The organism is Croceicoccus sp. (assembly GCF_983967925.1).
Window position 1 is genome coordinate 1 of sequence record NZ_CFETID010000034.1, and the last position, 23,561, is coordinate 23,561.

Annotated in this window: 21 protein-coding genes and 1 pseudogene; 13 read left to right on the forward strand and 9 right to left on the reverse strand. The window is 64.7% G+C overall.

Annotation, left to right across the window (positions count from 1 at the left end; translation table 11 throughout):
* Positions 1 to 149: 149 nt before the first annotated feature.
* Positions 150 to 1,934 carry a hypothetical protein gene (locus AC4FIJ_RS14730; RefSeq protein WP_490337418.1) on the reverse strand — a complete coding sequence of 595 codons (1,785 nt, stop codon included), beginning with the start codon at positions 1,932 to 1,934 and terminating at the stop codon, positions 150 to 152.
* 157 nt (positions 1,935 to 2,091) lie between these two features.
* Positions 2,092 to 2,925 carry a hypothetical protein gene (locus AC4FIJ_RS14735; protein WP_490337419.1) on the reverse strand — a complete coding sequence of 278 codons (834 nt, stop codon included), beginning with the start codon at positions 2,923 to 2,925 and terminating at the stop codon, positions 2,092 to 2,094.
* A gap of 146 nt (positions 2,926 to 3,071) precedes the next feature.
* Between AC4FIJ_RS14735 and AC4FIJ_RS14740 the strand changes: the two genes are divergently transcribed.
* The 5 genes from AC4FIJ_RS14740 to AC4FIJ_RS14760 all read left to right on the forward strand — a co-directional run bounded on the left by AC4FIJ_RS14740 (position 3,072) and on the right by AC4FIJ_RS14760 (position 9,998).
* On the forward strand, positions 3,072 to 4,097 hold the full coding sequence (locus AC4FIJ_RS14740; RefSeq protein WP_490337420.1) for a S66 peptidase family protein: 1,026 nt from the start codon (positions 3,072 to 3,074) through the stop codon (positions 4,095 to 4,097).
* A gap of 71 nt (positions 4,098 to 4,168) precedes the next feature.
* The gene (locus AC4FIJ_RS14745; protein ID WP_490337421.1) at positions 4,169 to 5,233 is read left to right on the forward strand and encodes a patatin-like phospholipase family protein; all 1,065 of its coding nucleotides are present in this window, start codon (positions 4,169 to 4,171) and stop codon (positions 5,231 to 5,233) included.
* Positions 5,234 to 5,528: 295 nt separating this feature from the next.
* Positions 5,529 to 7,028: a site-specific DNA-methyltransferase gene (locus tag AC4FIJ_RS14750; protein WP_490337422.1), complete on the forward strand. Its 1,500-nt coding sequence runs from the start codon at positions 5,529 to 5,531 to the stop codon at positions 7,026 to 7,028.
* Between the two features lie 197 nt (positions 7,029 to 7,225).
* On the forward strand, positions 7,226 to 9,235 hold the full coding sequence (locus AC4FIJ_RS14755) for a DEAD/DEAH box helicase (RefSeq protein ID WP_490337423.1): 2,010 nt from the start codon (positions 7,226 to 7,228) through the stop codon (positions 9,233 to 9,235).
* Positions 9,236 to 9,335: 100 nt separating this feature from the next.
* Positions 9,336 to 9,998, forward strand: a complete 663-nt coding sequence (locus tag AC4FIJ_RS14760; protein ID WP_490337424.1) for an SDR family oxidoreductase — start codon at positions 9,336 to 9,338, stop codon at positions 9,996 to 9,998.
* Between the two features lie 24 nt (positions 9,999 to 10,022).
* On the opposite strand, the gene AC4FIJ_RS14765 is transcribed toward AC4FIJ_RS14760, so the two are convergent.
* A complete protein-coding gene (locus AC4FIJ_RS14765) occupies positions 10,023 to 10,535 on the reverse strand; it encodes a flavin reductase family protein (protein ID WP_490337437.1) in 513 nt (170 codons plus the stop codon).
* Between the two features lie 86 nt (positions 10,536 to 10,621).
* On the opposite strand from AC4FIJ_RS14765, the gene modA reads away from it, so the two are divergent.
* From modA to AC4FIJ_RS14780, 3 genes are read left to right on the forward strand one after another with little or no spacing between them, the layout of a single operon-like run.
* Positions 10,622 to 11,419 (forward strand): molybdate ABC transporter substrate-binding protein, encoded by a 798-nt coding sequence (gene modA / locus AC4FIJ_RS14770; protein WP_490337425.1) that lies wholly within the window; start codon positions 10,622 to 10,624, stop codon positions 11,417 to 11,419.
* A 4-nt stretch (positions 11,420 to 11,423) separates the two neighbouring features.
* Positions 11,424 to 12,119 (forward strand): molybdate ABC transporter permease subunit, encoded by a 696-nt coding sequence (gene modB, locus AC4FIJ_RS14775; RefSeq protein WP_490337426.1) that lies wholly within the window; start codon positions 11,424 to 11,426, stop codon positions 12,117 to 12,119.
* The gene (locus AC4FIJ_RS14780) at positions 12,116 to 12,745 is read left to right on the forward strand and encodes an ATP-binding cassette domain-containing protein (RefSeq protein WP_490337427.1); all 630 of its coding nucleotides are present in this window, start codon (positions 12,116 to 12,118) and stop codon (positions 12,743 to 12,745) included. Before modB ends, AC4FIJ_RS14780 begins: the two co-directional genes overlap by 4 nt.
* Here the strand turns inward: AC4FIJ_RS14780 and AC4FIJ_RS14785 are convergent.
* Positions 12,742 to 13,908 (reverse strand): nucleotide sugar dehydrogenase, encoded by a 1,167-nt coding sequence (locus tag AC4FIJ_RS14785; protein ID WP_490337428.1) that lies wholly within the window; start codon positions 13,906 to 13,908, stop codon positions 12,742 to 12,744. The two genes, AC4FIJ_RS14780 and AC4FIJ_RS14785, sit on opposite strands and share 4 nt — an antisense overlap.
* A gap of 151 nt (positions 13,909 to 14,059) precedes the next feature.
* On the opposite strand from AC4FIJ_RS14785, the gene AC4FIJ_RS14790 reads away from it, so the two are divergent.
* On the forward strand, positions 14,060 to 14,500 hold the full coding sequence (locus AC4FIJ_RS14790; RefSeq protein WP_490337429.1) for a hypothetical protein: 441 nt from the start codon (positions 14,060 to 14,062) through the stop codon (positions 14,498 to 14,500).
* 9 nt (positions 14,501 to 14,509) lie between these two features.
* Here AC4FIJ_RS14790 and AC4FIJ_RS14795 read toward each other — a convergent pair whose 3' ends face one another.
* The 3 genes from AC4FIJ_RS14795 to AC4FIJ_RS14805 all read right to left on the reverse strand — a co-directional run bounded on the left by AC4FIJ_RS14795 (position 14,510) and on the right by AC4FIJ_RS14805 (position 18,980).
* The gene (locus AC4FIJ_RS14795) at positions 14,510 to 15,406 is read right to left on the reverse strand and encodes an ATP-grasp domain-containing protein (RefSeq protein WP_490337430.1); all 897 of its coding nucleotides are present in this window, start codon (positions 15,404 to 15,406) and stop codon (positions 14,510 to 14,512) included.
* Positions 15,407 to 15,520: 114 nt separating this feature from the next.
* A complete protein-coding gene (locus AC4FIJ_RS14800) occupies positions 15,521 to 16,267 on the reverse strand; it encodes a 7-carboxy-7-deazaguanine synthase QueE (protein WP_490337431.1) in 747 nt (248 codons plus the stop codon).
* Between the two features lie 4 nt (positions 16,268 to 16,271).
* A complete protein-coding gene (locus tag AC4FIJ_RS14805; RefSeq protein ID WP_490337432.1) occupies positions 16,272 to 18,980 on the reverse strand; it encodes a valine--tRNA ligase in 2,709 nt (902 codons plus the stop codon).
* Positions 18,981 to 19,118: 138 nt separating this feature from the next.
* Between AC4FIJ_RS14805 and AC4FIJ_RS14810 the strand changes: the two genes are divergently transcribed.
* The 4 genes from AC4FIJ_RS14810 to AC4FIJ_RS14825 are packed head-to-tail and all read left to right on the forward strand — an operon-like array spanning position 19,119 to position 22,683.
* Positions 19,119 to 20,225, forward strand: coding sequence for an ABC transporter permease (locus AC4FIJ_RS14810; RefSeq protein ID WP_490337438.1), 1,107 nt, complete (start codon positions 19,119 to 19,121; stop codon positions 20,223 to 20,225).
* The gene (locus tag AC4FIJ_RS14815) at positions 20,225 to 21,121 is read left to right on the forward strand and encodes an ABC transporter ATP-binding protein (protein WP_490337433.1); all 897 of its coding nucleotides are present in this window, start codon (positions 20,225 to 20,227) and stop codon (positions 21,119 to 21,121) included. Before AC4FIJ_RS14810 ends, AC4FIJ_RS14815 begins: the two co-directional genes overlap by 1 nt.
* A gap of 12 nt (positions 21,122 to 21,133) precedes the next feature.
* Positions 21,134 to 22,072, forward strand: coding sequence for an MlaD family protein (locus tag AC4FIJ_RS14820; RefSeq protein ID WP_490337434.1), 939 nt, complete (start codon positions 21,134 to 21,136; stop codon positions 22,070 to 22,072).
* Positions 22,072 to 22,683 carry an ABC-type transport auxiliary lipoprotein family protein gene (locus tag AC4FIJ_RS14825; protein ID WP_490337435.1) on the forward strand — a complete coding sequence of 204 codons (612 nt, stop codon included), beginning with the start codon at positions 22,072 to 22,074 and terminating at the stop codon, positions 22,681 to 22,683. The genes AC4FIJ_RS14820 and AC4FIJ_RS14825 overlap by 1 nt, the downstream gene beginning before the upstream one ends.
* A 25-nt stretch (positions 22,684 to 22,708) precedes the next feature.
* On the opposite strand, the gene AC4FIJ_RS14830 is transcribed toward AC4FIJ_RS14825, so the two are convergent.
* Both AC4FIJ_RS14830 and AC4FIJ_RS14835 read right to left on the reverse strand, forming a co-directional pair.
* Positions 22,709 to 23,317: a flavodoxin family protein gene (locus tag AC4FIJ_RS14830; RefSeq protein ID WP_490337436.1), complete on the reverse strand. Its 609-nt coding sequence runs from the start codon at positions 23,315 to 23,317 to the stop codon at positions 22,709 to 22,711.
* A gap of 38 nt (positions 23,318 to 23,355) precedes the next feature.
* A pseudogene (locus AC4FIJ_RS14835) lies at positions 23,356 to 23,561 on the reverse strand (hypothetical protein); the annotation flags it as partial.

The following is a 23,561-nucleotide window of genomic DNA, read 5'->3' on the forward strand; positions in this document are numbered from 1 at the left end:
GCCATGAACGATCCTCATGAGATCAATCCCGCTTCGAGTCCTGTAAGCGGCACCACCCTTTCCAGATCATCGCTACAAACTTTCCCCCGGCCGTTGCTGGCGGACCTGTCACGCTATGGGGCGGGGATGGGTACTGGCCCAAACTTTTTTCAGGGCAATACGGACTGACCCTCTCTTGCTTCGCCGCGACATTTCGATCCCTCAAGAAAGGGATCCGGTCTGGTCAGAAGATACACCACGAAACCGTCGATTTTCCCGATGCGATCATAGTCGCACTCGACGTGCGCCATGACCTTGTTCGTCCAGATCGTGTTATACGGCAGCAAAGGCGCATGTATGACGACCTTCGGCGGGGACCGCCTTAGCCTTTCGATGGCATCCGACAGGCTGGCACGGTCGTGAAGAGAGTAGACCGGCATCACGGCGGGCAGAGGGTTCGGCCTTTGAGCCAGAAAATGGAAGTCTGCATTCCCGGGTAGTGCCAGGATAGGGTCCGAAGGCGCACTGTTGGACTGGATCAAGCGAACCATCTTCTGATGCTGTTCTGCTTCCAGTGACGAGACCTGCAAATGTCCGCGCTCCAGCGCCAATGGCGTCCGTGTCGGGATTCGAAGACCGATAAGGTCCCCATACAAACCCCGTTCGAAGGGTTGCGCCCCATGAAGATACAGAACGGACCCTGCGATGAAAACGACGAGCAGGCTGGTCGCCTGCTGAAACCTTGGCCGAACGACGACGAGCAGTCCGAACAGAATGGGTGCAAGGACAAAGAAGAAATAGACGCGACTGGGGTGATGGCCGGCCACAAGAATATAGAAGACCAGCAGGGTTAATAATGTTTGCTCTTTTGAGGCCAATTGGCCGAACTCTTTGCGCCAGATCAGCAAAAAGCCAACAATGGGCGCGGCGAGGAGAAGGGTCGGCCATAAAATGCCCGCGAGGATGCTGGAGGGTGTACCCGCCATGATCCCGGCGATGGGCGCGCGCATCAGATGGTCGGCATAGCTGTTGGCGCCCACATAATCGAGAGAGTTGAGTAACAGCGCGCTCTCGACGCTGTTCGCATACCAGGCGTGCAGCGAACCATGGCTGAGGTGGTACACCGCGATCGCCGACAGCGGCAGGATCGCCCCTGCGCAGAGGAAAGCCGTCATATGCAGGACGTTACGGTTGTCTGCACGCAGCGAGACTGCAGCGCGCAAGAGCAACACGAAAGGTGTGCATCCAAACAACAGAGCCGACAGCGGATCGAAATTCGTAAACACGTAAAAGCCCAGGATGCCTGCAAAGCAGAGCATGACGAAACGCCCAAGGAACCAGCGCGCCAGCCCCCCGTCTCGGGCGTCGGAGGCTTCTTCCGCTTGCGAAAAACATATCAGGGAAACGGCCATCGCCACGAAAACGCCGCTGGGCTGCCTGAGCCCGATGGTGGCGCCGCAAATGGCACCCAGAAGGACAAGCTTAAGCCAGCCGTGACCGGGCCATTCCACAAGAACGGCCATGAGAATGACGACCAGAAAAAGACATGTCCAATGCTGGGTCGGACTGGGAAAGAGAGGAAAGGCAGCCGCACTGAAAGCCAGAGCGGCAGCGAAAGCGGCAAGCGGGCCGCGATCCCGCATCAGGTAAAAGGCGACACCCGCCTGAAGCCATGTCGCGAGCGCGGGAAAAATTCGAAGAGCGTGCAAGTCGGCGCCGAAAAGCCAAAATGAAAACGCATGGAGGAAATGGATTATTCCAGGGTGAGGAGTCTGGATGTCGCGGTGCAGAACCTCGCCATTAAGCAACCTGTCGGCCGTATGGGCAAAATAACCGTCATCTCGGGAATGCCAGAAATGATCGTGATATCCATAGAGAACTGCGCCGCTCAGACAGGCAGCAGCCAGTGCCCAGATGGCCCAGCTCGCGTTCTTACTCTCGAACTGGAGCCGCATTCAGGTCCTTGGCGAAAAATCGAATTGTCGGAAACGTCTAGTTAGTTGGTCTTTCGACTGTCAACTCTTGGACCTTCCGATTTGAGCGATCAGTTGTTGTTCGGTTTCCTGATACGGGAGGCAGGAGGCGAAGCCTTTAGCGCAGCTTCCTTCCCGATCAGCGCAATCCCACCTTCAGCGTCAGTTTCGGCCCGTCGAACTGATAGTCGATACTGCCCGTCCAGTCCTGCTTGGCCAGTTCCAGCCGCATATCGACATGGCGGTAGCCTGCGCCAAGCGCGATATTGTCGTTGATGTTGTAGAGCAGCATCGCCTCGCCGTTGAAGATCCGGCCCGAGGCATTGTTCAGCGTCAGGTCCAGATAATCCAGCTTCCCGCGCAGGGTCAGCCTCGGGATCACCTCGACTTCGCCGTGCACGCCCAGTGTCGGCAGGGGCGCCAGCGCGTTGCGTTTGCGCGTGACGAACTCCGTCGTCGCGCCTGCGAAGGAGGCCTCGCCCTCAAGCTGGATCACGAAATTGGTCGCATGCAGTCCGCCCGACACGCCAATGGCGTAATTGTCCCTGCGCAGGAAATCCCAGCCTACGCCCAGGCGATAGGTGTCGGTCTCGAAATCGCTCAATACATTGGCGGAGGCTTCGAACTTCACGCCGGCAAAGCGGATCTCGCGCTCGATTGTGGCGCGGCTTTCGCGGTCGATGGCGAAATACTCGCCGTAAACCCAGAACCCGTTGCCCATCTGGACGCCGACCAAAGCCGAGGGAAGGCTATCCGAATCCTTGAACTTCAGATCGTCTTCAAGGCTGATGATGGTGGCAGGCTCTTCGTCGGTGCGGTCCTCGACCTGCACGGCGGTCTGGGCGGCGGGTTTGAAGAACGAGATTTCGGCCCAGACCTTGTCGTTCATCGACTGGGCCGCCGCAGGCTGCGCTGCGATGGTGCACAAACCGATCGCCAGACCCGCGCGCGCAATTGCGAAACCGTCGTTCATGACGTGGTCCTCCCCCGAACTGCTAGCCTTTCCGGACAGGCCAGAATTCCTTTTCGCATCATGCAGGCAAGCATCGGGCCGCACAATAGGCAAGGGAACCGGAACACTCGATTCGCAAACTGGCCTCGCGGTGCTATGCGGCGGACATGACAAGCAGGCGGGCGATCCTTTCGGGTGCGGTGGCGATGGGGCTTGGGTCGGCGCTCGGCGAGCCCGCGCTTGGCCGCACGCCCCGCCTGCCTCCCCATCTGCCGCCCCGCCTGCGCACCGAGGATATCGTGGCGCTGGTCGAACCGGCCAGCCCGCTCGAGGATCCCTCGCGCATTGGCGAGGTCGCGGATATGGTTCGCGCCATGGGTCTGGTGCCGCGGCTTGCGCCCCATGTCGGCGCGGTCGAAGGCTATCTGGCAGGCACCGACGATCAGCGCGCGTCCGACATCAATGCCATGTATGCCGATCCCGAGGTAAAGGCGCTGTTCGCGGTGCGCGGCGGCTGGGGCAGCGCGCGCATATTGCCGCTGCTGGACTGGCAGACGATCCGCGCCAATCCAAAACTGCTGATCGGCTTTAGCGACATAACCGGATTGCACCTGGCCTTCGCGGCGCGCGCGGGGTTTCCCACATTGCACGCGCCCAATGCAGGCGGCCGCTGGCCAGAGGACAGCTGGAACAGCCTGTGGTGGCTCGCCTTCGCGGGGTCCGCGCCAGTGCTCGACCTGCGCCGCAAGCAGGGACGGCCCGATCCCGCATTCGAGGTTCTGACCGGGGGCGCCGCGGAGGGGCGGCTGCTGGGCGGCAATCTCTCGGTCCTTTCCGCGCTGGTGGGCACACCATGGATGCCCGACATGCGCGGTGCGATCCTGTTTCTGGAGGATGTCGGGGAGGCGCCCTATCGCATCGACCGGATGATGAGCCAGCTTGCGCTGTCGGGCATGCTGAATGAGGTCGCCGGGGTCGTCTTCGGCCAGTGCACGCGCTGCTCGCCCGACAATGCCGACAGCGTCTCCGTCGCCGACGTGATGCGCCATCATCTTGGCCCGTTGCAGGTGCCGGTGTGCATCGGCGCGAATATCGGGCATGTCGCCAATCAACTCAGCCTGCCGTCGGGCGCGCGGGTCAGGCTGGACACCGCAGCCGGAACGCTGGCGGTTATGGAGGCGATCACCGCCTGAGCGCACCCAACACGCATTGCCAGCCTGCCACGCGCGGCTTATGCTGCACTGCAACATCGCTGGAGAACCCGATGGCTTCCCAATCCCCACCCGGCCGATCCCTCCCCGGCCGATCCGTACACAATCTCGACCTCGCGCTGCAGGGCGGCGGCGCGCATGGCGCTTTCACATGGGGCGTGCTTGATTTCCTGCTTGAACAGCCGGACATGCGTTTCGGCGCGGTCAGCGGAGCAAGTGCGGGCGCACTCAACGCCGCCGTGCTGGTATCCGGCCTTGTCGAGGGCGGGCCCGAGGCGGCGGGCAAGAAATTGTGGGCCTTCTGGAAGGCGCTCAACCGCTCTGGCCGCGAGGCGGGCCCGATGCTCCCCATGGCCGAGGCCTTCCCCCTCGCTTTCGAGGCGATGAGCGAGTGGTGGACCGCGATGTTCCAGGATCTCTCGCTGCCGACTTCGCCCGAACTGGGCCGTTCCGCGCAGGCGCTGCTGCGCCGGCTGATCGAGGAATATGTGGACTTCGATGCCATCCGCTCGGCAGATGCGCCGCTGATCTTCGTGTCGGCGACCAATGCGCGGACCGGCGGCGCGCATATCTTTCGCAACGAGGATCTGTCGGCCGACGCGCTGCTTGCCTCCGCCTGCCTGCCGCTGCTGTTTCCGCCGGTCACGATCAAGGGCGCGGATTACTGGGACGGCGGCTATACCGCCAATCCGCCGATCATTCCGCTGGTGCAGGACAGTCCGAACGACGATCTGCTGCTGGTCACCATCAATCCGATCACGCGCGATACCACCCCGCACAGCCCGTCGGGCATCGCCAATCGCATAACCGAGCTGGGGTTCAACCAGACCCTGATCAAGGAATTGCGCGGTCTGGATCTGATGCAGAAGGCGGTGCTGCCACTCGCGCCTACGAACGGATTGCTGGGCAGCCTGCAACGGCTGCGCATCCACGAGATTCACGATCAGGCGCTGCTGGCGGGAATGGATCCGGGGTCCAAGCTGCTGCCGGTATGGCACATGCTGATGAAGCTGCATTGCGCGGGCCGCCGGTCGGCCAAGGACTGGCTGCGCAAGAAGGGGCGCAAGCTGGGCAAGATGAGCACGGTCGACCTGACCGATCGCTACGGGCCGTCCTGACCGCCCGCGGAAAGCTAGCGGGGCGCCAGGCGCAGGGGCCCGGCGCCCGTTACAAGTTCAGGCTGCGGCTTTCGCTTCGTCCTGCTTGACGATTTCCTTGGTGGCCCAGACCGAAGCGACGAAGCTGACGCCGGTGCCGACGATGGCGATTGCAGTGATCATTGCGGTTCTCCTTGCTTTAGATGCGGGCCGATCATGCCGCGCAATGGTTAAGATTCGGGATAGGCGCGATTAACCGGTGGCTAAGAATTCGGCTTGCTTGACCGCGGGTGGTTCGGCGAGGCACGACCGTCCCATGCGGCGGGAAACGGGCATTCGGGACGACACGGCGGCATTTCTTGCCGACCTGCCCGCGCCTGCGGGGGGCGCGCGGGACGTGTCTCTCGAATGGCCGGGCAAGGGAGCGTGGTTGGAAGGCGGGCTGGGGCACGACGAACGCGCCGTCCCCCGTTTCCATCGCGACATCGAAGGCGAACCGCAGCAGGTCGCCAGGCTGCTGTCGCCCAAGCTGCTGACCGGCTTCACCCGCTGGGACGGAGATGGAGCCACCGATTGCGCTGCGCTTTCGCCGCAGGACAATCTGCTGATCCGGGGTGAGAACCTGCAGGTCCTCGCCACGCTGCGCCGCCGCTATCGCGGGCAGGTCACGCTGATCTACATCGACCCGCCCTATAATACCGCCAGCGGCGGCTTTGCCTATAACGACCGGTTCACGCGCGCCGACTGGCTCAGCTTCATGCGCGCACGGCTGCTGTTCGCGCGCGACCTGCTGGCCCCCAATGGCAGCATTTACGTCAATATCGACTTCAACGAGGCGCATTATCTGAAAGTGCTGATGGACGAGGTGTTCGGTCCGTCCAATTTTCAGCGCGAGATCATCTGGCGCATCGGCTGGCTGTCGGGCTTCAAGACGCGCGCGAAGAACTTCATCCGCAACCATGACACGATCCTGTTCTACAGCCGCGATGCGGAGAGGATGACATTTAACAAGGCCTATCTGGGGCCGCATGATTTCGCCCCGCGCTTCAAACCTGCCGAGGCAGCGGAACTGTCGGCCACTCTGGAACGCGAGGGGCTGGCGAAATCGGCGGTGCGCCGCGTGATGAAGGCGGCGCAATCGATCGGCCTGCCCGCGCGCTATCCGGTCGAGGATGTCTGGAATGCCAGCAGCTATGACCGGCTGAACTCGGTCGCGATCACGTCCTATGCGGGCGAAAGCGTATCCAAGCTGCTGGGCACGCAGGAGGTGAAGGGCCAGAAATCGGAAAGCCTGATGAAGCGCGTCATCGAGGCGTCGAGCGATCCGGGCGATATCGTGCTCGATTTCTTCGCCGGTTCGGGCAGCACCTGCGCCGCCGCGCACAAGCTGGGCCGCCGCTGGATCGGGGTGGAGCAGATGGATTACGCCAGCACGATCACGCTGGAGCGGATGAAGAAGGTGGTCGCGGGCGACAGAGTCGGCATTTCGAAGCGGGTCGGCTGGCAGGGCGGGGGTTCCTTCGTATTCTGCCAGCTTGCCGACTGGCGCGAGGCGCTGCTGGCCAGCGGCGAGAACCCCGATGCGCTGGCGGGGCGGGTGCGCGCGCTGGGCTGGCTGCTGCATGACGGCGCGGGCGAGGCGTGGGACTGGAGCCGCTTCGACGCTCTGCCTGATGCCGAGCAACGCATTGCCCTGACCCGTGCCATCGCGGCCAATCCCATGCCGGTCGCGGCGGGTGATGCCCATGATCCGCTACTGGCCCTGACCGATGCGGAAAATGCGATAAACACGGCGTTTCAATCGGCTGATAGGTGACTGGAATCGCTGCCCGCCGCGATCATCAAGATTCTTGAAGCCAAATGACGACAAACCCTGTATGGGGCCGGTCATTGGCCGCAGACAGGCCCGTTCATTGCGCATTCCGGCGGCCCCAGACGGTCCGGCCGACACACGCAATGCCCCCATTCATTACGCCTGCCGCCCCGGCGCCCGGCCCCGTTGTTCAGAGCATTATGACATTCACCAATCTTCCGCCCCTTCTTGGCGAGGCCCTTGCCGAACGCGGCTATGAAGCACCCACCTCGGTCCAGGCCGCCGTCCTTGCGGACGATGCGCAGGGGCGCGACCTGATCGTTTCGGCGCAGACCGGATCGGGCAAGACGGTGGCTTTCGGCCTGACGCTGGCAGGGGAGCTGCTGGGCAGCTTTGCCGAGCCCGCCGGATCGCCACTGGCGCTGGTCATCGCGCCGACGCGCGAACTGGCGCTGCAGGTCGGGCGCGAGCTGGAATGGCTCTATGCCAAGGCCGGGGCGCGGATCGCGACCTGCGTCGGCGGCATGGATCCGTCGAAGGAACGCCGCAACTTGCAGCGCGGCGCGCATGTCGTGGTCGGCACGCCCGGCCGCCTGCGCGATCATCTGGAACGCGGCGCGCTCGACCTCTCGCGCCTGAGCGCGGTGGTTCTGGACGAGGCGGACGAGATGCTCGACATGGGCTTCCGCGAGGATCTGGAAGAGATCCTCGACGCCACGCCCGACAGCCGCCGCACGCTGCTGTTCTCCGCCACCATGCCCGCGCCGATTGTCGCGCTGGCCAAGCGGTATCAGCGCGACGCGCTGCGCATTTCCACCGCGGGCGACACGCGCGGCCACGGCGACATCGCGTTCCAGGCGGTGACCGTCGCGCCCGCCGAGATCGAGGCAGCCGTGGTCAACCTGCTGCGTCTGCACGAGGCGGAGACCGCGATCCTGTTCTGCGCCACCCGCGATAATGTGCGCCGCCTGCACGCAACCTTGCAGGAACGCGGCTTTGCCGTCGTCGCGCTGTCCGGCGAACATTCGCAGAGCGAGCGCAATCAGGCGCTGCAGGCACTGCGCGACCGGCGCGCGCGTGTCTGCGTCGCCACCGACGTTGCCGCGCGCGGGATCGACCTGCCGACGCTGTCGCTAGTCATCCATGTCGAGATTCCGCGCGATGCCGAAACGCTTCAGCACCGTTCGGGCCGCACGGGCCGCGCGGGCAAGAAGGGCACGGCGGTCATCATGGTGCCCTATCCGCGTCGCCGGCGCGTCGAATCGATGCTGCGCGGTGCCAAGATCGAGGCGGAATGGATCGGCGCGCCCACGCCCGAACAGATTCGCGCCAACGACCGCGAACGGCTGCTGGCCGCGATGCTCAGCCCTCAGGAATTCGACGAGGAAGACCGCGCGCTGGCGCAGCGCTTGATGGCCGAACGTCCGGCCGAGGACATCGCCGCCGCGCTGGTCCGCGCGCACCGCGCCGCCATGCCGCAGCCCGAGGATATTACCGAGGACACGCCCGAAGCCCGCCGCGCCGCCCAGCAGGAGCGTCACCGCCCGGGGTTCGAGGACGTGACCTGGTTCCGCATGGACATCGGACGCAGGCAGAACGCGGATCCGCGCTGGATCCTGCCGCTGCTGTGCCGCCGCGGCCATATCACCCGCAACGAGGTCGGCGCGATCCGTATTGGAGCGAACGAGACCCATTTCCAGGTACCCCGCGCCATTGCCGACCGTTTCGCGCAGGCCGTGGCCCGCACCGCGCAGGACGAAAGCGGCGAGGAGAGCGTGCATATCGAAACCTCCGGCCCGCCGCGCGAAGCCGCTCGCGCGCATGGACGCGACAATGCCCGGGGTCATGCTGGGGGCAAGCCGCGCGATCGCCGCGACGGCCCGCCGCGCGGCAAGCCGAACGCCGGACCGCGGCACAGCGATGGAGCGCCGGCAAGGGGCAAGCCCCGCCGCGACCCCTTTGACAATGGCCCGCCTGCCGACAGGCAGGCCTCTGACGGCCCGCGTTCGGGAAAACCGTATGCAGACAAGCCGCGCCCGGCCAAGCCGCATGACGGCAAGCCGCAAAAGGGCAAGTTTCGGGCGGACAAGCCCCGATCCGATAAACCCCGATCCGATAAACCGCGTTCCGACAGGCCCCATTCCGGCAAACCCCGTCCGGGTAAGTCGGGCCCGGGCAAGGCAGGCCGTCCTTCCGGCCCGCGCCATTGATCGCAGGTCTGACGTTTGACGGTTCCTGTTCCATTGCGGTCGTCATCCGCTCTAGACAGGCCGGATAGCGCAATGGCTTCGAAGGAAGGGCAAAGCGATTATGAGTAAGAGGATCGTCGTCACCGGCGCGGCGGGCGCGCTGGGCAAAGCCGTGATCGCGGCGCTGAATGCTGCCGGTCATGACACCGTCGGTGTCGACATCGGTGCGACCGCGGGCGGGCCGGGCGCTTTCGTCGGCGGCGTGGACCTGACCGACGAGGCGGCGGCGAGGGACGCGTTTGCGCGGATCGCCGCGGATGGCGTCATCGACGGTCTGACCAATGTCGCGGGCGGTTTCACTTGGGAAACCGTCGCGGAAGGCTCGCTGCAAAGCTGGCAGCGCATGTTCGCGATGAATGTCGTGACCGCGCTCAATGCCTGCCGCGCAGCGCTGCCGCATCTTCGCTCTGGCGCGTCCATCGTCAATGTCGGGGCGGCGGCCACGGCAAGGGCGGGCGCTGGCATGGGCGCCTATACCGCCAGCAAGTCCGGCGTCGCCCGCCTGACCGAAGCCCTGGCCGACGAGGTGAAGGACAGGCGCATTCGCGTCAACGCGGTGCTGCCTTCGATCCTGGACACGCCCGCCAATCGCGCCGACATGGGCGAGGAAGGCGCCGACAAATGGGTGAAGGGCGAGGAACTGTCCGCCGTGATCGCCTTCCTGCTGTCCGATGCCGCCAGCGCGGTGACGGGCGCCAGTATCCCGGTCATGGGCAGGGTCTGAGTGGGCGGGAACCCCTGGGCCTGATCAGTCCAGCAGTTCGAACCGTCCATATCCGCCGCGAAAGAACAGCAGCGGCCCGACATCACGCTCGGTCTTGAGGTTCACCACGCGGCCCAGCACGATGACATGGTCGCCCGCGTCGGTCTCGCTTTCAATGGTGCATTCGATCGCCGCCACCACGCCGTCCAGCACGGGCATGCCATGTTCGGACTTGCGGTGCGAGATGTCGTGGAACTTGTCTTCGCGGCGGCTGGCTATGCGTTTGCACAGCTCGAGCTGGTCCTCGCCCAGAACGTTCACGCAGAATTGGCCGCATTCGCGGATCTGTGCCCAGCTGTTCGACGCGCTGCCGACATAGAACGCGACCAGCGGCGGTTCGAGCGAAACCGAACCGAAGCTGCCCACGACCATCCCCACCGCGCCGGCATTTTCATGCGTGGCGGTGATGACGCACACGCCGGTCGGGTAATGGCCCAGCACCGTGCGGAAATGGGCCGGGTCGATATCCACGTCGATCTTGCCGTCCTGATGCGTCATGTCGCTCCCTTGTTCCATGGCGGCGCTGCCGGTGCTGGCGCGCAAGGCGCTTTCCTTCCGCCGCGCCGCGCGATAGGTCGCGGGCCATGTCGCATATCGTCAGGTCATGGGCAATCGCGCTTTCGGCGGTGCTGGTCGCATTGCTGCTGGCCGCCGCGTGGCGAAGCGGCGCGCGCGAGGCCGCGCCGACCGGCCCCATCGTGCTGGCAGCGGCGAGCATGCACGACGCGCTGGAAGACGCCGCCGATGTCTGGGCGGTCAGGGGTCATCCGCGCCCGGTGCTGTCCTTCGCGGCCAGTTCCGCGCTCGCCCGGCAGATAGAGGCGGGCGCGCCTGCCGACATCTTCGTATCGGCTGACGAGGATTGGATGGACGTGCTGGAGCGGGCGGACCTGCTGCGGCGCGATACACGCGCGGTGCTGGCGACGAACAGGCTGGTGATCGTCGCATCTGCGGGATCGGGGGTTTCACTGACGCCCAATCCCGGCTTCCCGCTGGCCGAGGCCTTGGGCGCCGGACGCCTGGCCGTGGCCGAAACGGAAACCGTCCCCGCTGGCCGCTATGCCCGCGCGGCGCTGGTCCGACTGGGGGTCTGGGACGATGTCGCCGACCGGCTGGCACCTGCCGAGAATGTGCGCGCGGCGTTGCAGCTCGTCGCGCGCGGCGCGGCACCTTTGGGGATCGCCTATGCCACGGACGCGGCGTCTGAACCCGCCGTGCGGATTGCCGGGACCTTTCCACCCGGCAGCCACTCGCCTATCCGCTACCCGGTCGCCTTGCTGAAGGGCGGGACAAATGCCGAGGCCGAGGCTTTCCAGCGTTTCCTGCTATCGGACGAAGGTGCGGCCATCTTCGCGCGCCACGGCTTTGGTCCGGCGGGTTAGACACATGCTGACACCAGCCGAATGGACCATCGTGAGCCTGTCGCTGAAGGTCAGCCTCGTCGCCATCGCGGCGGTGCTTCCGCTTGCGTTTGCGCTGGCGTGGCTGCTGGCGCGGCGGCGCTTTCCGGGGATGGTGCTGGTCGATGCGCTGGTGCATCTGCCGCTGGTGCTGCCCCCGGTGGTGACGGGCTATCTGCTGCTGCTCGCCTTCGGGCCGCAGGGGCCGGTGGGGGCGTGGGCGAACCGGCTGTTCGGCATCGTGTTCTCGTTCCACTGGACCGGCGCGGCTCTGGCGGCCGCAGTGATGGCGCTGCCGCTGATGGTCCGGGCGATCCGTCTTTCCATCGATGCGGTCGACACGCGCCTCGAAAGCGCTGCGCGGACTCTGGGCGCGGGGCGCTGGGACGTGTTCCGCCGCATCACCCTGCCGCTGGCGGCGCCGGGCGTATTCGCGGCGCTGGTGCTGGGCTTTGCGCGTTCGATCGGCGAATTCGGCGCGACGATCACCTTCGCCTCGAATATTCCCGGCGAGACGCGCACATTGCCGCTGGGGATCTATACCGCCTTGCAGGTCCCCGGCGCGGAGGCCGAGGTGGCGCGCCTCGCCATGATCTCGATCGGGCTGTCGCTGGCGGCGCTGATGGTGTCCGAATGGCTGGTCCGCCGCGGCACGCGGGGCAAGGGGCCGCCCGTCCTGTGACCGCGCTCGCCTTCGACATCGATATCGTCATCGCGCGGCCCGACCGGCAGATCGAGGCGCGCATCGCGTCGCAGGACAGCCTTGTCGCGCTGGTCGGGCCGTCGGGGCGGGGCAAGACCAGCGTTCTCGACGCGATTGCGGGCCTGCTGCGTCCTGAACGCGGGCATATCGCGGTGGGCGGCACGGTGTTGTTCGATGCGGCCAAAGGCATCGACCTTCGGCCCGAGGCGCGCGGAGCGGGTTACGTGTTTCAGGACAGCCGCCTGTTTCCGCATCTGTCGGTCGAACAGAACCTGTCGTTCGGCATGCGCTACGGCAGCGGCCGCACACCATTCGCGGGCGCGGAAGAATGCGCCGAATTACTGGGCATCGCCCATTTGCTGCACCGCCGCCCGCGCGAATTGTCGGGCGGAGAGATCCGCCGCACCGCCATCGCCCGCGCCCTGCTGCGCGCGCCGCGCTTCCTGCTGCTGGACGAGCCGACGGCCTCGCTCGACGATGCGCGGCGGCAGGACATATTGCGCATCGTCGAGGAAATCCGCGACCGTTTCGCGCTCCCCATCCTCTATGTCAGCCATGACCGGGCCGAAGTGGAGCGGCTGGCCGGGATGTCGGTGGAACTTTAATCCGCGCCGAACAGGTCGCGGGTAAAGACCTTGTCCTCGACGTCGGCAATCTCGTCCGTCATCCGGTTGGCGACGATGATGTCGCATTCGCGCTTCAGCTCGCCCAGATCGCGGATCACCTTCGATCCGAAGAAGCTCTCCTCTTCCATCGCGGGTTCATAGACCACGACTTCAATCCCCTTGGCCTTGATCCGCTTCATGATGCCCTGGATCGACGACTGGCGGAAATTGTCCGAACCCGCCTTCATTACAAGGCGATAGACGCCGACCTTGCGGGGTTTGCGGGCGATGATCAGCTCGGCCAGGAAATCCTTGCGCGTGCGGTTCGCATCCACGATCGCGCGAATCAGGTTCTGCGGCACCTCTGAATAATTGGCGAGCAGCTGCTTGGTATCCTTGGGCAGGCAGTACCCGCCATAGCCGAAGCTGGGATTGTTGTAGTGCCCGCCGATCCGCGGGTCGAGGCACACGCCGTCGATGATCTGGCGCGTATCCATCCCGCCCGCGATGGCATAGCTGTCCAGCTCGTTGAAAAAGGCGACGCGCATGGCGAGGAAGGTGTTCGCGAACAGCTTGATCGCCTCGGCCTCGTCCGGGTCGGTGAACAGGATCTCTACGTCTTTCCTGACCGCGCCTTCCAGCAGCAGATCGGCGAAGATGCGCGCCCGTTCCGATTGCTCCCCCACGATGATGCGCGAGGGGTGGAGATTGTCCCACAGCGCGCGCCCTTCGCGCAGGAATTCGGGGCTGAAGATCACCTGCCCGGTCCCCAGCCGCGCACGAATGTCCTTCACGAAGCCGACGGGAATGGTCGACTTGATGACAATGGTCGCCTCGGGCGCATGTTCGGTGGCGGTCCTGACCACGTCCTCGACGGTGGAGGTGTCGAACTTGTTGGTGTCGACATCGTAATTGGTCGGCGTCGCGACCAATACGTAATCGGCGCCCGCCAGCGCCTCTTTCGCGTCCAGCGTCGCCTTCAGCATCAGGGGGCGATTGGCGAGGAATTCCTCAAGCTCGGCGTCGATGATCGGCGATTTGCGGTCGTTCAGCATCGCCACCCGTTCGGCCGAGATGTCCACTGCCATCACCTCGTTATGCTGCGCCAGCAGCACCGCGTTCGACAGGCCGACATAGCCAAGGCCAAAGATTGCTATTTTCATTCGGTCAGTCTCGTCATTCGTTCCATCCGGCCGGTCGGATCCGGGTCGCAGAGCCCTAAGGGAGTTCCGCCGCGATTGCGACAGGTATGCCGCCGTCACAGGGGGCGGATAACCGGTTGGATACGGGCAGGGAAAGGCCAAAGGCGAAACAATGCTCAGCCCTGTCCGGCAGGACGCGTTCGCGCAGGGTCGTCCGCCAGCCATTGCCCACAAGGGAAGCGATGCAAGGGCAACGATTGCAGCGCCTGCGCATTATGGTGTCATGAAGAGCAATATAAGGTCGAACTGGTCGCACGCCATTCTGGTGTGCCGCAAATGCAGCCGGAAACAGGCGAAGCGGGGCGCCGATTTTGGCAGCCGCAAGGGCGGGCTGGCCAAGGCGCTGAAGAACGAGCTGGCCGCCCAGGGTGTCGTCACGGGCAAGGGTCGCAAGGCCGGGCTGGGCATCGTCGAGGTGCCCTGCCTCGACATATGCCCAAAGCGCGGCGTGGTGCTGGTCGACACGCGCACGCCCGATCAGTGGCGCATCATCGGGCCAGACGCCGATCTGGGCGATCTGGCCCGCGACCTTGCGGAAAGCGGCGGCAGCTAGGCCTGTGGGTCAGAGCCGGAAGCTGATGAAATCCAGGATTTCCGCCGCGATATCGACGTCGCAGCAGCTTTCGATCCCCTCGAAACCCGGAGAGCTGTTCGCTTCGCAGATCTTGTAGCCGTCGCCGTCGAACAGCAGGTCGATGCCCGCGATGTCGAGGCCCAGCAGACGCGCGCTTTCCAGCGCCAGCCATTCGGCGTTGCGGTCGGGCTTGAACGGCACGACTTCGCCGCCCAGCGAGAAATTTGCCTTGAAATTGTCGTTGACCGAGCGGCGCTCCATCGCGGCGACGACGCGGCCGCCTATTACGAAGATGCGAATGTCGCGGCCGCGGCTGTCGGCGATGAATTCCTGGAAGATCAGGTTCGCGTTGGACTGGGTGGCACGGATCAGCTCCATCAGATCCTCGAAATTCTGGCGGCCTTCGCACAGAAACACGCCGCTGCCCTGGCTGCCGCTAAGCGTCTTGACCACCACGGGAAAGCCCAGCTTGCGTTCGACCAGCCCGACATCGATGGGGAATTTCGCCAGCATCGTCTTGGGGATCGGCAGCTTGGCGCGGCCGAGCAGCTGGTGAGTGAACAGCTTGTCGCGCACTGTCTCGATCGACAGAGAGGTGTTGAAGGTGGGCACGCGCAGCCGTTCGAACTGGCGAATGACCGACAGCGCGAAATAGGTCGTGCCCGCGCCCATGCGGGGCAGCAGCACGTCGGGCAGGTCGACGACGGCGGAATCGACCATCAGGCTGCGCTCGGTCGCGGCGGTGACGAGCAGTTCGAACTGTTCGGGCTTGAACACCTCGATCTCGTGCCCGCGCTTTTCGCCGGTCTCGATCAGGCGTTTGACTTCATAGGCCTCGGGCTTCAGCGCGGCGGCCGAGTCCTTGTACAATATCCAGCTTTTCATGTGGGGCAGGGCTCACGCAGGGGCACGTCGCCGACCGATAGGCCGCGACGAAGACAATTTGGGGACGGTTTGGAGAGGGCGGGTGGAGCGCCGATTCTCTGAGGGTCGCGCCCCTTACGTCCCGCGCGTGTCGCCGTAAAGATGGATATGCAGCCGGTCGGTCAGGCGCAGCCCGTGCTGCATCGCCAGCGGGGCAAGCCAGCGCATGCGGTCGTAGAGCGTGGCGGAATCCGTGCCTTCGGGCATTAGCTGCAGGCGGCTGGGCAGGATGCCGTATGTCCGTTTCAGATCAAGCACTTCGTCCAGATCCGCAGGGGTCGCGATCACGAATTTGAAGAAGGCGCGCGGGTCTTCCGAATAGGCCTGCAGCCGTTCGGGGATCAGCGCGAGATCGGCGTCATTGCCGCTATGCGCCAGCTTGGGGCTGACATTGTACTGATCGATCAGCGTGTCGAGCGCCCTTGGAGCCTCGACCGTGCCGTTGGTCTCGATTTCGACGTGAAGGCGCGGGCGGATCTCGCGCAGCAGGGTGATCAGCCGCGTGAGGGCCGGGGCCTGCAGCAAGGGTTCGCCGCCCGTGACGACAAGGCGGTCGGGATCGAGGGCGAGGATCTTCTGCGCGGCATCGCCCTCGTCCACCGCGACCTGATTCGCCTTGCGGGCGAAGCTCTCGCCGCCGCGATGCGGGCGGTTGTCGCCGGAAAAGCGCCACGTATAGGCGGTGTCGCACCACACGCAGGCCAGGTTGCAGCGCGACAGGCGCACGAACACGCTGGGCCGCCCGGTCGACGGCCCTTCGCCTTGCAGCGAGGCAAAGATTTCCGGCTCGCCCGGCTGGGTCGTGGCGAGGACGATCGGCAATCCGCTACCCCAGCCGCGCCAGCGCCGCCGTCAGCCGCTCGACCTCGGCCGAATGATGCGCGTGGTCTGCGCGGGCCTTTTCGACGGCTTCGGGCTTGGCCCGCTCGGTGAAATTGGCGTTCGACAGCCGGCCTTCGAGCGATTTGGCTTCCTTCTGCGACGCGGCCAGCGCCTTTTCGAGGCGGGATTTTTCGGCGTCGATGTCGATCAGCCCTTCGAGCGGGATGATGAATGTGTCGTCGCCCGCCGTCACCTGCATAGCCGCGCCCTTGGGGGGCTCGTGCTGAAATACGGCACCAAGGCGGGCTACACGTCCGATCGATGTCGAGTTAACGGCCAGCGCTTTCTTCGCGGTAATGCTGGGGTTGACGACGTAGGCGTCCAGCTTGGCACCGGGCGCAAGACCGAGCTCGTTCTTCGCAGCCCGCAGCGCGGTGGTGAGCGCGATCAGCCAGTCGACCTCGGCCTTGGCGGCGGGGTCGATGTCGGCCTGCGGCTGCGGCCATTTGGCGGTGATCAGCGGATAATCTGCGCGGTCGCCCAGCTTGGACCACAGCTCTTCGGTGATGAAGGGCATGAACGGGTGCAGCATGACGAGGATCTGATCGAGCACCCAGCCGGCTACGGCCTTCGTCTCGGCGTCGATCTGTCCCTTGATCAGTTCGAGGTACCAGTCGCAGAAATTGGCCCAGACGAACTGATAGATCGTGTTCGCCGCCGCGTCGAAGCGCAGCGCGGCCATCGCCTCGTCCAGCGCCTTGAGCGTGGCGACGGTTTCGCCGATGATCCAGCGATTGACCGCGCTGGTCGCCTCAGGCGCGGCGATCTGCGTGGATGCGGCGATGCCGTTCGCCTCGCAGAAGCGGGCGGCATTCCACAATTTGGTGGCGAAATTGCGGTAACCCTCGACCCGCTTTTCATCCATCTTCACGTCGCGGCCCTGGCTTTCCATGGCGGCCATAAAGAAGCGCAGCGCATCGGCGCCGTACTGGTCGATCAGGCCCAGCGGGTCGACGACATTGCCCTTGGACTTCGACATCTTCGCGCCATCGGCAGCGCGCACGAGGCCGTGGAGATAGAGGCGCGGCCACGGCACTTCACCCATGAAATGCATGCCCTGCATCATCATGCGCGCATCCCAGAAGAACAATATGTCGAAGCCCGAGACGAGCAGCGAGTTCGGGTAATGCTTCTTCACCAGTTCCGTGTCGTCCGGCCAGCCGAGCGTGGCAAAAGGCCACAGCGCGGAGGAAAACCAAGTGTCGAGCACGTCATTGTCGCGCGTTAGCACCGCGCCGCCGCCCGCCAGCTTCTGCGCTTCTTCCTCGGTCTCCGCGACATAAACGCTGCCGTCCTCGGCATACCATGCCGGGATCTGGTGACCCCACCACAGCTGGCGCGAGACGCACCATGGCTGGATGTTCTCCATCCAGTTGAAGAAGGTCTTTTCCCAGCTTTTCGGCACGATCTCGATGCGGCCGTCCTTCACCGCCTCGATCGGGCCTTTCGCCAGTGTCTCGGCATCGACATACCACTGGTCGGTCAGCCAGGGTTCGATCACCACGCCGCCGCGGTCGCCGAAGGGGGTGGCGATGGTGCGCGGTTCGGCGTCGTGCTCGGTCTCGTTGCCCTCCGCATCCTTCGTCACATGCGGGATCAGGAAGCCGGCGTCCTTCATGCGCTGCACGACCAGCGTGCGTGCCTCGAACCGGTCGAGGCCGAGGAACTCGTCCGGCACCAGTCCGTCGGCGGTCTGCACCACGCGCGCTTCGCCATCGAGCATGTTGAGCATGTCGCCCGCCGCGATCCCGGCGCGCTTGGCCACCTCGAAGTCGTTGAAATCGTGCCCCGGCGTGATCTTCACCGCGCCCGAACCCAGTTCGGGATCGGCATGTTCGTCGGCCACGATGCGGAAACGGCGGCCGGTGATCGGCTGCTCGATCTCCTTGCCGATCACGCTGGCATAGCGCTCGTCCTCAGGATGCACGGCCACCGCCATGTCGGCCAGCATCGTTTCGGGGCGCGTGGTCGCGACCTCGATATAATCCTGCCCGTTATCCAGCGTCACGCCGTCCGCCAGCGGATAGCGGAAATGCCAGAAGCCGCCCTGAACCTCGCGCGTCTCGACCTCCAGGTCAGAGATCGCGGTCTTGAGCGCCGGGTCCCAGTTCACCAGACGCTTGTCGCGATAGATCAGGCCCTGATTATACAGGTCGACAAAGACCTTCAGCACCGCCTTGGTGAAATGCGGATCCATCGTGAACTGCTCGCGGCTCCAGTCCATCGAACAGCCAAGGCGGCGCAGCTGGCGCGTGATCGTGCCGCCGCTTTCGTGCTTCCATTCCCAGACCTTGTCGATGAACTGCTCGCGCGTGTAATTCGTGCGCTTGTCCTGCCGCGCCTCCATCTGGCGTTCCACCACCATCTGCGTCGCGATGCCCGCGTGATCGGTGCCGACGACCCACAGCGCATCCTTGCCGCGCAGCCGTTCGTAGCGGATCACGATATCCTGCAGCGTATTGTCGAGCGCGTGGCCGATATGCAGGCTGCCCGTCACGTTCGGCGGCGGATTGACGATGGTAAAGGCCTCGGCATCCGGGCGTTCGGGCCGGAACAGGCCGCCCTGTTCCCAATGCGCGTACCAACGCACCTCGATCTCGGCGGGATCGAAGGTTTTCGGCAAATTCGTGGTGATGGTTTCAGCGTCGCTCATGTGGCGCGCTTTGCCAGCGTGCCGGGCGGGGGGCAAGCACCAGAAACACGCCATTTACACAACAGATGCCCGGACGGCTTGTGCCCGCCTGTCGGCAGACGCTTGTGAGCGAGCGTTTTTTCGACCATGACCGCCACCATGCGCGACTGGGCGGAATTCGATACGAGGGACGGTGAAGGCGGCCCGGTGCTGGTGGTGACGGGGCCTCTGACGGTCTCGTCCATTGCGCCGCTGGACAATCGCCTGCGCGAAATCGATTCGCTTGCCGCCATCGATATTTCGCAGGTCGAGGATATCGACACCGTCGGTGCGTGGGTAATCATGCGCGCGGCAGGTGCGCTGGATGCACGGATCGAGGGGGCCAGCGACAAGGCACGCCGCCTGATCGACGCGGTTGAGGAATGCGCCAGCAGCGCCGACATCACCCCGCCGCGCGCACGCCTGCTCAGCCGGGTCCCCGATGCGGTGGGCGAACGGGTCATCGACTGGGCGCGCGGGGTCGCGGGCGTCGTCGACTTCCTCGGCGCTTCGGTGATCGCAATGGGGTCTTTGATCCGCCATCCGCGCCGTTTCCCGATGACCGCGCTGGTCCGCCAGTTCGAACTGGTCGGCGTGTCCGCGCTGGGCATCATCGGATTGATGAGCTTTCTGATCGGCATCGTCATCGCGCAGCAGGGCGCGGTGCAACTCGCACAGTTCGGGGCCGAGATCTACACGATCAACCTGACCGGGCGGCTGTCTTTCCGCGAACTGGGCGTGCTGATGACCGCGATCATGGTCGCGGGCCGGTCGGGCAGCGCCTTTGCCGCGCAGATCGGCACCATGAAACTGACCGAGGAAGTCGATGCGATGCGCGTGATCGGCGTGTCGCCGATGGAACGGCTTATCCTGCCGCGCATTCTGGCGGCGGTGCTGATGATGATTCCCCTGGGCTTCTTCGCCTCTGTCCTCGCGATCATCGGCGGTGCGTTCATTGCCAATTTCGCACTCGACATCCCGTTCTTCACCTTCCTTCAGCGGATCCGCGAAGTGGTGCCGCTGACCGATGTGTGGGTCGGGCTGATCAAGGCGCCGGTGTTCGGGCTGATCGTCGGGCTGGCGGGCTGCTATCAGGGCATGCAGGTGTCCGGCAATGCCGAGGAAGTGGGCAAGCGCACGACCATGGCGGTGGTGCAGGCAATCTTCATGGTGATCGTGCTGGACGCGTTCTTCGCGATCTTCTTTACCGAGATCGGGTGGGGCTGATGGCCAGCAAGCGAGCCGAAGACCTGATCGCACAGGCCACCGAAGACGCGGTCTTCACGCCGCCGGAGTTCGACGGCGAGTTTCCGATCGTCATCGAAGACATCACCAATGCCTTTGGCGAGCAGGTCGTGCACGAGGATCTTTCGCTCAAGGTCAGGCGAGGCGAAATCATCGGCGTCGTCGGCGGATCGGGCACGGGCAAATCGGTGCTGATGCGCTCCATCATCGGTCTGCAGACGCCTCGCTCGGGCCGGATCGAGGTGTTGGGGCGCGATCTGACCGATCCCGACAACCGGGATGACGAGAGTATTCGTTCGCGCTGGGGCGTGTTGTTCCAGGGCGGTGCGCTGTTCTCCACCCTGACCGTGGCCGAGAATGTCGAGGTGCCGCTCAAGCAATTCTATCCTGAGATTTCCACGGAACTGCGGCACGAGATTTCGCGCTACAAGGTCGTGCTGTCGGGCCTTCCGGCCGAGGCGGCGAGCAAATATCCGTCCGAACTGTCGGGCGGCATGAAAAAGCGCGCGGGCCTTGCGCGTGCGCTGGCGCTCGATCCCGAGCTTTTGTTTCTGGACGAGCCGACCGCCGGGCTGGACCCGGTGGGCGCGGCGGCGTTCGACCGGCTGACGCGCGAACTGGCCGATACGCTGCGGCTGACGGTGTTCCTCATCACGCACGACCTCGACACGCTGCACGCGATCTGCGACCGGGTGGCGGTGCTGGCCGACAAGAAGGTGATCGCGGTAGGCACGATTCCGGAATTGCTGGCGACCGATCATCCGTGGATCCAGGAATATTTCAACGGACCGCGCGGGCGGGCCGCACAGGCATCGTACGATTCCTCCTCCGCCGCAAATCCCGGCGCGATGGACAAGACAGGTCCCGAGAGGGCATAGGGGCAGACAGGCATGGAAACGCGGGCAAACCATATATGGGTGGGGGCAGTCACCCTGTTGCTGCTGGCGATGGCCGCCGCATTCATCATCTGGATCGCCCGGCTGAACGAGGGTGCCCAGAACGAATATGACATCTTCTTCAAGCAATCGGTCAGCGGCCTCGCCCGCGGGTCCGAGGTTGCCTATGCGGGCGTTCCCGCCGGCAAGGTGACCAAGATCGAGCTGTGGAAGAAGGATCCCGAATTCGTCCGCGTCCGCGTCTCGGTGGATGAGGAAGTGCCCGTCCTGCAAGGCACCACCGCGACGATTCAGGGAAGCTTTACCGGCGTATCGACCATCCAGCTGGAAGGCGCCGTCAGGGGCGCGCCCCCGATCACCGAGCCGGGGCCCGAAGGCGTGCCTGTCATTCCCACAAGGCGCGGCGGGCTTGGCGAATTGCTGACCAATGCCCCGCTGCTGATGGAGCGGCTGGCGACCTTGACCGAACGGCTGACCATGGTGCTGTCGGACAAAAACCAGGAATCGATTGAGGGCATCCTGCAGAACACCGACCGGATGACGCGCAATCTGGCCGAGGCGACCCCGCGCATCGACCAGACCATGGCCGAACTGCAATCGACCCTGCGGCAGGCCACGCTGACGCTGGCCGAGTTCGAGAAGGTCGCCAAGTCCACCGACCGCCTGGTGAACGGCGAGGGCCAGTCGCTGGCCGATCAGCTGCGCGAAACGCTGGCCAGCGCGGAAAGCGCGATGACCACGCTGGAAGCGACGATCAACGACGTGCGCCCCGCCGCGCAGCAATTGTCGTCGAGCACGCTGCCCGAGACCGAGGCCGCGATCCGCGATCTGCGCGCCACCACCCGCGCGCTGCGCAACGTGACCGAAAAGCTGAACGACGATGGCGCAGGGGCCTTCCTGAACAGCAAGCCCCTGCCGGAGTATGAGCCGTGATGAATGTGAAGCGCGTTCTTTCCCTGTTCGGCGCAGCCTTGCCGGCCGCCTTGCTGGCGTCATGCGTCAGCATCGGCGCGGGCGGCGATCCGCCAGAGCAGCTGATCACCCTGACCCCTCGCACCAGCGCGCCTGCGGGCGCGGCCAGCCAGGGCACGGTCGATTCGGCGATCTTCGTGTTCGAGCCCGAGGTCGAGGACCGGCTGGACGTCAACCGCGTGCCGGTGCAGATCGACCCGTCGAGCGTCGCCTATCTGCAGAACGCGTTCTACGTCGACCATCCCTCGCGCCTGTTTCAGGGCCTGCTGGCCGAGACCCTGCGCGTTTCCACCGGCCGTCTGGTGATCGCGGGCGCCGATCCGGGCCTGCCCAATCGCACGCGTCTATATGGCCGGCTGGTCGAGATGGGCTATGACGTTCCGTCGATGTCGGTGACCGTCACCTATGACGCGGTACGCGTCGATCCCGAGGGCAATATCAACGCGCAGCGCTTTTCACACAGCGTACCGGGCATCGCGGCGGATTCGATCTATGTGGCCCCGGCGCTGAACGATGCAGCGAACGAGGTCGCCGCATCGGTCGCGGAGTGGATGAACGGCTTCACGCAATAGGCGGGACGTTTGCCGGCCACGAAAATCAGCCGGGGAAGGGATTGCCCTTCAGCACTCCCGCCAGATGGGCGGCATTCGATGCGACCATCGCGGCCGTCTGGGTGATCTTGTCGGGCACCTGCTTCAGATCCTTGAAGTCAGTCGAACCCATCGCTTCGCCTACCCAATAGCAATTGGCGACGGGCGGGATGGTCCAGCCCGTGTCGTTCAACGACTGGAATATCTGCGACGATGCCCAATGCGCGCCATCCTCGTTGCCGACGATGGCGCTGACCGCCAGCTTGCCATAGCTGGGCATGCGGCCCTGATCGTCGGTTTCCGACAGGAACGCGTCCATGCGTTCCAGCACGCGCTTGGCGACCGAGCTGATCTGGCCCATCCAGATCGGCGTTCCAAAGATCAATATGTCGTGCTTCAGGATTTCCTCGCGCAAGGCGGGCCAGTCGTCGCCTTCGCCCTCGTCCGAAGTGACGCCGGGCAGGATGTTGTGCGCGGCGGCGCGAATGGTCTTTTCCAGCTTCACGTCATGCTCGGCAAAGGCCTTTTGCAGGACCTGAATCATCGAGTCGGTGGACGAGACGGCGCTCTCGTCGCTTTTCAGCGTGCAGTTGATGGCGATGGCGGAAATGGTCATGGCTTCTCCTCTTCAAAGGTGAAGCGGACAGACCGGTCTTAAGGTTCCGCCTTCGCGCCGGGCCGTGCCAGCCGCGCGAAACGCTGCGCCAGCGCAAAGCCGCGCGCGCGGGCCTCACGTCGGGCCAGCGCCTCGGCTTCCCAGCCCCATTGCTGCGCCTGCCAGTCTTCTTCCAGATTGGCAAGGGCGAACAAAGCGTCGACATCCTGTCCCTCATCCAGCGCGGCAAGGCCCGCGATCAGCG